Genomic DNA, 8,827 nt, shown 5'->3' with positions numbered 1-8,827 from the left:
ATCTCGATTGCGTTTGATGTATTCATTGTTCAATTTCCTATTTAAGTGTGAGTAAAGCGTGTTGCTTGAGTTAAATAATAGGCGATTGAGATGGGTATTCTGCTGCTTTGTGATGTTTGGCTAATTGCAGTGATATTTGGTTTTATGGAGTGATGAATGAATTGTGTTATTGTCGAATGGTTGATTCTAGAGCGCAAAGGGCAACACGCTTTAATGTTGTACAAATGAAAAAACCGATGCAGGTGCATCGGTTTTTTTAGCGTTTATTTATTCGCGTCGTTATTCTTCGACTAACACTTGCTTGCCGTCGCTATTTACAACCAGCAAGTAAGACTCACCAAAGTCACCAGTGCATAAATCGATGGCGCGGCCATTAATGGTTAAGTCGAGTGCACAATTATCTAGGGTTAAAAAGTCAGATATTTTGCCGCGTTCAGTGGTCATTACTTGGCTACCTTTTAACGTAACGGGGTAAACACCATTAGCGAAAATGCGTACGTTGAAAGTGTTGGCGTTATCACGCTCTTTTTTCTTAAGTAAGGTGATGTGTTTTTCAACACCATTTTGCCAAGCAATAACCCAATGTTCGTCATCGTCGCTTAACGTTGTATGCATTTTTACTTCATTTTGACTGCTCATAGCTGAGCGCATACCAATGTTGACAATGTTCATTACCGCTGGGAAGTCATAGTTATATTCGCTTGAATAACCATTAACTTGAACATTACCAGCTACGCGGTTTTTACTATCAAATAAGCCACTTGAACCTGCAGTGATGGTGCGTTTTTGCAAATGAAAGTCAACACTGTAATCCATTGCATTGATAAACGAAAACTCTGCTTCATGGGTTAATGCATCGTCTAAATCATCTGTGATTGAATCACTACAGCCAATTGCCCCAAAACACAGCGCACTTACAATAAGTGCTACCTTCCCTGAATTTTTAATCATAATATGCCTACTTTCAATCTACCCCAAAAAAACCTAGCGCGATAATAACATAGTGCTAGTTTAAAAAGCGTGAAGAAGGCAATAAATACGTTAGTCTTGTGTAAGAAAGTATTTAAATTCATTACAGATTCTTACGTTTATAGGCTAGGCGCAAAGATGCCCTCAATAGAGGGCATAGCATATTTATAGTCAGTTCTTGTTATGCAATATGCAATAAAGCGCTGGCAAAACAAAAAGAGTTAGCAAGGTGGATGAAATCACCCCGCCAATAACCACAGTCGCAAGCGGCCTTTGCACTTCTGAGCCAATGCCAGTGTTAAGTGCCATTGGAATAAAGCCAAGCGAGGCAACAAGTGCGGTGGTCAGTACCGGGCGTAATCGCGTTAGCGCCCCGGTAATAATGGCGTCATTTAAGCCAAGTTGGTTGGCTCTTAACTCACGAATAAACGATACCATTACTAAGCCATTTAAAATTGCTATACCAGACAGGGCAATAAAGCCCACAGCAGCCGAGATTGAAAACGGAATATCTCGCAGGAATAGCGCGAAAATACCGCCAGTGAGTGCCAGTGGCACACCGCTGAAGATAATCATTGAATCTTTAAATGAACCAAGAGCGATTAACAATAACGCCACAATAATCGCTAAGGTTAAGGGTACAACTAAGGTTAAACGCTTGGTTGCTGATTGTAGTTTTTGGTATGTACCGCCGTATTCTACCCAGTAGCTTGCTGGAATATCAGCATTTTTTTCAATCGCCATTTGCACATCTTTAACAAATCCGCCCAAATCGCGGCCACGCACATTGGCTGTTACCACGATGCGGCGTTTACCATTTTCACGGTTAACCTGATTTGCCGAGTTTACTTTTTCAATGCTTGCTACTTCTGACAACGGAACATAATCGCCATTGGCTAAGGTAATGGGTAGGTGTTTAAGATTATCGATATCACGGCGTTTTTCATCGGGCAAACGCACAACAATATCAAAACGACGGTCTCCTTGATAAAATTTACCAACATCCACGCCGCCCATGCTAATGGCGATTTGCTGTTGTAAATCGGCTTTGGTTAGAGCGTATCGCGCTAACATATGATCAATTGGATTGATGGTTAAAATGGGCAAGCCTTTAATTTTCTCAACTTGCACATCGCGAATGCCAGCAACGTTTTCAATAGCACTTTCAATGCGCTTTCCAACAATCGCAAGGGTATCAAAATCATCGCCAAATACCTTAATCGCAAGCTCAGAGCGTACACCCGAAAGTAGTTCATTAAAGCGCATTTGAATTGGTTGCAAAAACTCATAACGGTTACCTGGAATGGTTTCAACTATTTGCTCAAGCTCGGCTACTAGTTGGGTTTTTGGCTTTGCTGGGTTTGGCCATTCAGCACGCGGTTTTAGCATAATAAAGACATCTGCAACGCTTGGTGGCATAGGGTCGGTGGCCACATCGGGCGTACCAATCTTTGAAAATACACTTAACACTTCGGCTTTTTCAGCAATTTTTTGCTCTAACAGTTCTTGCATTTTAATCGATTGAGAAAGTGAGGTCCCCGGTATGCGCATGGCATGCATAGCAATGTCACCTTCATCTAAATTAGGTACAAATTCGCTGCCGAGCTGGGTACTCATAACACCAGCAAATGCCATAAGCGCGAGTGCAGCGCCAACAACTAACCAACGCATTTTTAACACAAAGGTTAAGATTGGCTGATAAAGCGCAGTGCTTGCCTTCATTACGATATTTTCTTTTTCTTGTACTGGCTTTTTAAATAACAGGGCAATACACGCAGGCACAAAGGTAATTGATAAAACCATGGCACTCACTAGGGCAATTACGACTGTCATCGCCATCGGGTGGAACATTTTGCCTTCCACGCCGGTTAGGGCAAAAATAGGTAAATACACTGCGGTAATAATAAACACACCAAATAGGGCAGGGCGGATCACTTCACGGGTGGCATCAAACACCAAGGCTAAACGCTCGTTTAATGGCAAGGGCTGCGCTGTGTTTTGACCATTATGTGCTTGGCTCAAGCGGCGCATACAGTTTTCTACGATAATAATTGCGCCATCAACCAGTAGGCCAAAATCGAGCGCGCCTAAACTCATTAAGTTAGCACTTACTTTACTTTGTACCATTCCTGTAATTGTCATTAACATGGCAAATGGGATCACCATCGCGGTAATCAGTGCCGCTCTAAAATTACCGAGCAGTAAAAACAAAATAACAATGACTAGCAGTGCGCCTTCAAGCAAATTAGTTTTAACGGTATCGAGGGTTTTATTTACCAGTTTTGTGCGATCGTACGCAGGGTTAATCACTACGCCTTGCGGTAAACTTTTACCTATTTCTGTTAAGCGTTCGCCAACATCTTTTGCCACTTTTTGGCTGTTTTCACCAATTAACATAAAGACGGTACTGAGCACCACTTCATGGCCATTTTGCGTGGCTGCACCCGAGCGTAGTTCTTTACCTTCAATCACATCGGCTACATCTTTAATGCGAATAATCGCACCTTGCAAATTCGTTACAGGTACATTTTCAATCTGGGCTAAATCGCTTAATTGACCGGGAATGCGCACTAACCACTGCGAACCATCGCGTTCAATAAAACCCGCACCACGGTTTTGGTTATGACTGCCAATTGCATTAATCACATCTTGTTGCGACAAGCCAAACGCCAACAGCTTTTCAGGTTTTATAGCAATTTGAATTTCGCGCTCAAAGCCGCCGATGGGGTTTACTTCAACAACGCCTTCTACTTGCACAAGTTGCGGGCGAATAATCCAGTCGTGCACGGTACGTAAATCGGTTGCCGTAATTAGGCTCCCATCAGGGTTAGTTGCACCGGGTATCGCATCAACTGTAAACATAAAAATTTCACCCAGCCCTGTGGAAATCGGGCCAAGCTCTGGCTCTACACCAAAGGGTAATTCAGATTTTGCCGAAACCAAGCGCTCATTTACTAACTGGCGGGCAAAATAGATATCAGTGTCATCACTAAATATGGCAACTACTTGTGATAAACCATAACGTGAAATAGAACGTGTGTAACTTAAATTGGGCACGCCAGCCAGTGCAGTTTCAAGCACGTAAGTAACGCGTTGCTCAACTTCCAGCGGGGTGTAACCAGGTACTTCGGTATTGATAACGACCTGAACATTGGTAATGTCGGGAACGGCATCGATGGGCAGTTTAGTAAACTGCCAAGCCCCCAGTGCTGCAACTAACATTACCATTGCAAGTACTAACTTACTTCGCTCAATCGCGAACTTTAAAATGGACTCTAGCATAAGTAATTACTCACTTTTAGTGGTCGTGTGACGCGCCTGACTTTTCAATGTCGGCTTTTAAGATATAACTGTTGTCGGTGGCGTATTCGTTGCCAATTTCAATGCCACTTAACACTTCAACCCACTCACCGCTACTGCGGCCAAGGGTTAACATGCGAACCTCAAATTGGTCGCCAAATTTGGCAAATACCACATTAAAATCACGAAACGCATGCAGTGCTTTTTTCTCAACTGCCATCGGCACCGTAAAGCTTTCAAGAGTGATATCGGCGCTAACAAATTGGCCTACTTGCAGCTGGTTATTGGGGTTGGGGATAAAGGCACGATAGGTTTTTGCTTGATTGTCAGCAACTGAAAAAAGGCTGTCTTTAATGGTGGTATTTATTGGCGTGTTTAAGCCATTTACATTAACGCTTACTGTTGCGCCTTGACTGATGTTTGCTGCATCATTCGGAAAAACCTGCAACTCTGCAACTAGCTCAGTCATATCGGTGATTTCTATTAAACTGCGCCCAGCTGTTTGCTCACCAAGCCCCACGTTTTGCTTAGTTACAATGCCATTAATTGGTGAAATAACGCGGTAGCTTTGTAAGCTGTCGTTACTTTGAATGGTCATTATGTGCTCACCTTTTTTCACCTGCATACCCAGCTGCGCAGTGAGGTTGGTAATTTCACCATCAAAACGCGCGCTTATTTGGCGTTTTGCCCCTGCTGGCAGCGCGAGTTTGCCATAAACGGGCAAAGTTTTTGTCAGGGTTTTTGCCCCAACGATATTGGTGTTAATGCCCATTTGCTTAGCAATGGGGGCGGCAATTTGGGTGCGACCTTCAAAATTATCAAAATGCCACTCATAGACTTTATCTTGATAAGTGGCGCTTATTTCAACGCTAAATGAGTGAGGTTCGTTAATCGGTGACGTGCCCTTTAAAAAAGCGCCATTTGGTTTAAATGAAATGGTGTCTTTTTTGCCACCTAGTCGGCTAAGGGAGACAGTAACGTCCACATCAACGGGTGCGACTGTTTTTTCGTGATCTGTTACAAATACGCGGTATTCAGGTGCTGTTCCTTGTTCAACTAGTTGTAGTTCCAATGAGAGGTCACCTGTTTTGAAAAGTCGCCCGCCGTTAGGCCCCGTAACTGCTTCGCTGTGCTCGCTATCATCTTGCTGGTGGTCGTGGTCGCTTCCGGCAACCACATCAAAATTTGGCACAATGAGTAATAGGCTCACTAAAAATACATTTATTAGATTTGATAATTTCATCGCAATCTCACTTAATTGTTAGGCTAGCGCCAGTTAAGCGCTCAAGTTCAACATTGAATCGTTGAATATTGGTGTAGGCTTGTATCAGCTCCAATCGGGCTTGTAATAACTCTTGTTTTACTGCATACCAATCGGTGTAACGGTAACGCCCTTGCTGGTAGGCAAGCTCGGCTTGTTTACTTGCTGTTTCGAGGGCGGGAAGTGATTCTTTTACAAGCGCACTGGCAATATGGGTATTGTGGGTGAGCTTGTGGTTAAGTAGCAGCGCTTGTGTTTGGGCACGCGCAAGCCAGGCTTTTGCCTCGGCTGCTTGCTGTTGTTTATTGGCGTTAAGCGATGCAACTTTCCCTTCGCTACGAGACGCACCACCTAACGGAATTGAAACGCCAGCACTCAGTGAAAAGTCATTAAGCGCTTGGTCGCGTGTAATGCCCGTATTGATTTGCCAAGCGGGTTTGCTCTCAGCTTGTGATAGTGCAATTTCTGATGAGATTACACGCTGTTTTGATGCAAAGAGTGAAAAACGTGGTGTGTTTTTTAATTGTGCTTTGGCATTTTCCAGCGAAAGGGCATTAGGTAATTGGGTTAAATCGCCCGTTACATTAAACTCAGTCGTGCCTTGCCACTGGGCTGCCAATTGTGATTTAGTCGCTTCAATTTCAAAGTAAAGGTCTTCAACTACCAATGCTTGTTTTGCTAAATCGGCCTTTGCACGATATTTATCAATACTGTTTACGCGGCCAGCCTCGACTCGTTTGGTTATCTCTAGAAGGGCTTTGTTAGCTTGCTTTTCCGCGAGAATCGCCAGCTTTAACTGGGCTTGCTGCGCTAATAAGGTAATAAACAAATTGGCGGTTTCGGCTGCTAAATCGAGCGCTTTGGCCTCTTTTTCAACGGCATAAATTAGCCCTTGTTGTTTGGCCAGGTTCACTCTTGCATCCACTTGCTCACCATCGAGCAACCACGCAATACTTAAACTTGTTTGGCTATTGGAAAAGCCCTGATAATCGCCAGTGCCAAGCGCGTCTTCAACGCTTACATCAAGGGTAATTGGGCTTGCAACCCCTGCTTGTTGAATAAGCCCCTGATTTGCTTGCTGCAAATACATTAGCGGCGTTAAATCAGGGTGGTTTTGTATGGTCTTACTGATGGCGGTTTTTAAGCTCACGACTTCGTTTGCGCTAGCACCCTTTGGTGCGAGTAATAGACTCGCAACGACAAGGTTTAACCCTATCAATAACCGACTGTTAATCGGTTTTTTATGTGTGACAAATTTTATAAGCATATGCTCACTCCTAAAATTTAGGCTTTATACCGATTGTTAATCGGTTTTTTGAATTTGCAGAAATACCTTTAAAGTCCATAAAATTAGTGACTCGTGAAGGTTTCGATAAAGTGGTGAATGCTATCGACTGAGGTCAAGCATAGGAAAAATGCGGCAATTGCGAGCAGCATCATAAGCATGTGATTAACCGGTTTTAGCGATAATTGACCAAGTAAAAAATACACTCGTTGCTCTAGCACATCGGCGCCAAAATTAGCCACCATGTCAGTGTTCTTAAGAGTACTGCCTGTGGCATTTAGTCTTGCTACTTTTACAAGGGTGCCCGCAATATCGAGCGATGAAGTAGTGTTTGAAACCACGGCGTTGTCTGCATCTTGCTCCATTGCTAAAGTCATATGTAGGACTAATCGCTGTTTAATGTTTGGTATAAAAAACGCCGCGAGCAGGGCAAATAACCATTTTTTAAATGGGTCACGTTTGTTTGCATGGGCAAGTTCGTGCTGCATTACTATGTGGTATTCAGTTTCACTAATTTGCTCGCGCATGCCTTTAGTAACAAAGCACTTAGGGCTGATAAAACCTGCAGTAAATGCTGCGGCGTCACTTGAATCTATTTCGAACGTGTTGTTATCAAGCTTACGAGAAAGTGCCATTAAGCTTTTAATTTCATGTTGATGGGAAAGCAGTTTTAGTAATCTTGAGCTAATTACGTATGCCAAAAAACCAAGTGCACACGTAGTCACTGCGCCGTGCCAACTGAGCCATGAAAAACTGTCGATATGATGCCAGTGATCCATACTTGACGCACTTTCAAACGGTGACAGACCATTGGCAGCGTAAACAAAATAGGCGGCAGTCGAAAAGGCGCTAAACCAAGGTAAGGTCGCTAAAAACCACAAGGTGATTTTGCGAGATTTAACCTGTAACTTTAAAAATCGCGTACTCAATAATGTGACAAACGCAGATACCGCAATGTTATGCAGCACAAAGCACACCACGGCAATGGCTAATACATTTAACAATAAAGTGAGGGGTTCTGCGCTCATAACTTAGCCTTGCTGCTTAAGTTTTAACTTTTGCTGTTCGATCAGCGATTCTAATTTGTCCAGTTGTTCAACGTTGAATTCTGACGACATCGAACTAAATGCGGCAATTAGGCTACTACCATCATCTTCACCAACAAAGTCAGTGGTTACTGATTTTATTAGTTGTCCTATTAACTCGTGGCGCTCAACGCGCGCTTTATAATGAAATGCATGTCCCTCTTTGTGGCGCGATAACAAGCCTTTTTTGTAGAGGCGTTCAAGGGTGCTTTGGTAGGTGTTTAAACTGCCACCGCGGGTATTTTCAAAGTGAGCAAACACGGTTTTTACGTCAGAGCAACCGTGTTGCCAAAGGTAGTGTAAAAGCAACTTTTCTAAATCGCCGAGTTTCATTGAGATCACCTTAAACTAAAAACCGATTAACAGTCGGTATAATAGATTCAGTAAAACCGATTTGCAATAGGTTTTTTACTGTAGCTAAAAAACAGGTAGCAATAAGTCTAACTAAAATGCCTTCAGACTTTTTAATTGAAGCGAATTTATTAAATTTTATACGCTTTGGTGAGTGGAAGATTGAAAACGATGCAGCGAAAAAAAGCCTATTGCAAAACCGAGTAAACCACGCAGTATGCTTATCGTAGCAATAACAACTAACGCAGATTTTAAAAAAGGAACTCTACGAATAATTCCCACTGCTGAGAATGCAAATATCGCGCATGCAGTCATTAACAATGTGACGATTGTAGTTCCAATAGCTGCAAGCAGAGTTTCTTGCCTTGATGAGGCGATTATAAATTCAGGCGCACGCGCAAACAGATACCAGCTTGGGCCGCCCATACCAATTCTGTTAAGTATGTGATCAGAGGTAGCGCTGGATAAATGAAATGATAGCAAGGCGGAATTTTTCTTATGTAGTTGTTCTACATTGATAAATTCAAACGCAGTTAGCATGATATTTAACCCGCTAGAATGATCAGCTATTTAAGT

General features: G+C 42.9%; 7 protein-coding genes. All 7 read right to left on the bottom strand.

Annotated elements, in window-relative coordinates; all coding sequences use genetic code 11:
- Positions 1-279: 279 nt before the first annotated feature.
- Positions 280-951, bottom strand: coding sequence for a hypothetical protein (locus AN214_RS21180; protein ID WP_054981535.1), 672 nt, complete (start codon positions 949-951; stop codon positions 280-282).
- Between the two features lie 189 nt (positions 952-1,140).
- Positions 1,141-4,251 carry an efflux RND transporter permease subunit gene (locus AN214_RS21175; RefSeq protein ID WP_054981534.1) on the bottom strand — a complete coding sequence of 1,037 codons (3,111 nt, stop codon included), beginning with the start codon at positions 4,249-4,251 and terminating at the stop codon, positions 1,141-1,143.
- 16 nt (positions 4,252-4,267) lie between these two features.
- Positions 4,268-5,512, bottom strand: coding sequence for an efflux RND transporter periplasmic adaptor subunit (locus AN214_RS21170; RefSeq protein WP_054981533.1), 1,245 nt, complete (start codon positions 5,510-5,512; stop codon positions 4,268-4,270).
- A 7-nt stretch (positions 5,513-5,519) separates the two neighbouring features.
- A complete protein-coding gene (locus tag AN214_RS21165) occupies positions 5,520-6,797 on the bottom strand; it encodes a TolC family protein (protein WP_054981532.1) in 1,278 nt (425 codons plus the stop codon).
- A gap of 83 nt (positions 6,798-6,880) precedes the next feature.
- The gene (locus AN214_RS21160) at positions 6,881-7,843 is read right to left on the bottom strand and encodes a M56 family metallopeptidase (protein WP_054981531.1); all 963 of its coding nucleotides are present in this window, start codon (positions 7,841-7,843) and stop codon (positions 6,881-6,883) included.
- A gap of 3 nt (positions 7,844-7,846) precedes the next feature.
- Positions 7,847-8,233 carry a BlaI/MecI/CopY family transcriptional regulator gene (locus AN214_RS21155; RefSeq protein ID WP_010558239.1) on the bottom strand — a complete coding sequence of 129 codons (387 nt, stop codon included), beginning with the start codon at positions 8,231-8,233 and terminating at the stop codon, positions 7,847-7,849.
- A 156-nt stretch (positions 8,234-8,389) separates the two neighbouring features.
- Positions 8,390-8,791: a hypothetical protein gene (locus AN214_RS22590; protein WP_152960833.1), complete on the bottom strand. Its 402-nt coding sequence runs from the start codon at positions 8,789-8,791 to the stop codon at positions 8,390-8,392.
- Positions 8,792-8,827 lie beyond the last annotated feature (36 nt).

This window comes from Pseudoalteromonas sp. P1-9, assembly GCF_001399975.1.
Taxonomy (GTDB): Bacteria; Pseudomonadota; Gammaproteobacteria; order Enterobacterales; family Alteromonadaceae; genus Pseudoalteromonas.
This window is presented reverse-complemented; position numbering and strand designations above follow the sequence as displayed.